General features: G+C 64.1%; 1 protein-coding gene. It reads left to right on the top strand.

What is annotated here, in order from left to right:
* Window positions 1–891 (top strand): HAD-IC family P-type ATPase (locus VL15_RS38810; protein WP_048252184.1); only part of this gene is annotated, 891 nt, incomplete at its 5' end.
* Window positions 892–1032: the final 141 nt, after the last annotated feature.

Below are 1032 nucleotides of genomic sequence, written 5' to 3'. Positions count from 1 at the left end.
ACGACGGTGTTCGCGAAGCTCACGCCGCTGCAGAAGGCCCGCATCGTCAAGGCGCTGCAGGCGAACGGCCACACGGTCGGCTTCCTCGGCGACGGCATCAACGATGCGCCCGCACTGCGCGATGCCGACGTCGGCATCTCGGTCGACAGCGGCGCCGACATCGCGAAGGAAACCGCCGACATCATCCTGCTCGAGAAGAGCCTGATGGTGCTCGAGGAAGGCGTGATCAAGGGCCGCGAGACGTTCGGCAACATCCTGAAGTACCTGAACATGACCGCGAGCTCGAACTTCGGCAACGTGTTCTCGGTGCTCGTCGCCAGCGCCTTCCTGCCGTGGGAGCCGATGCTCGCGACGCAACTGCTCGTGCTGAACCTGATCTACGACACGTCGCAGATGCTGCTGCCGTGGGACAAGATGGATCCCGAGTTCCTGAAGAAGCCGCGCAAGTGGGAAGCCGGCAACATCAGCCGCTTCATGCTGTGGGTCGGGCCCACGTCGTCGGTGTTCGACATCACGACGTACATCCTGATGTGGACCGTGTTCGGCGCGGGCGCGATGTATCACCTGAACGGCGGCACGGGCGGCCAGATCGTGATGAATTCCGGCTGGTTCATCGAGAGCCTCGTCTCGCAGACGCTCGTCGTGCACCTGCTGCGCACCCAGAAGATCCCGTTCCTGCAGAGCACGGCGTCGCTGCCGGTGCTGCTGTCCACGTTCACCGCGATCGCGATCGGCTGCTGGCTGCCGTTCTCGCCGTTCGCGGAAGCAATCGGCTTCATGCACCTGCCCGGCACCTTCTGGCTGTGGCTCGCCGCGACGATGGTCGGCTACATCCTGCTCGCGCAGATCGTCAAGACGATCTACGTGCGCCGCTACAAGCAGTGGTTCTGATTCCGTTCGGATAACGGCATGCCTGCTCGCGCCACGCGCGCGGGCCGGCCGCTCACGACGCTTTACAGGTAATGCGATGAAAAGATTCCTTCCGCTCGCAACCGCGAGCGCCCTCCTCGCGCCGCTCGACGCCTTTCCTGC

The sequence above is a fragment of the Burkholderia cepacia genome (genome assembly GCF_001039005.1).
Lineage (GTDB): Bacteria > Pseudomonadota > Gammaproteobacteria > Burkholderiales > Burkholderiaceae > Burkholderia > Burkholderia theae.
The sequence above is the reverse complement of the archived record's forward strand: the minus strand, read 5'-3'. Positions and strand labels throughout refer to the sequence as shown.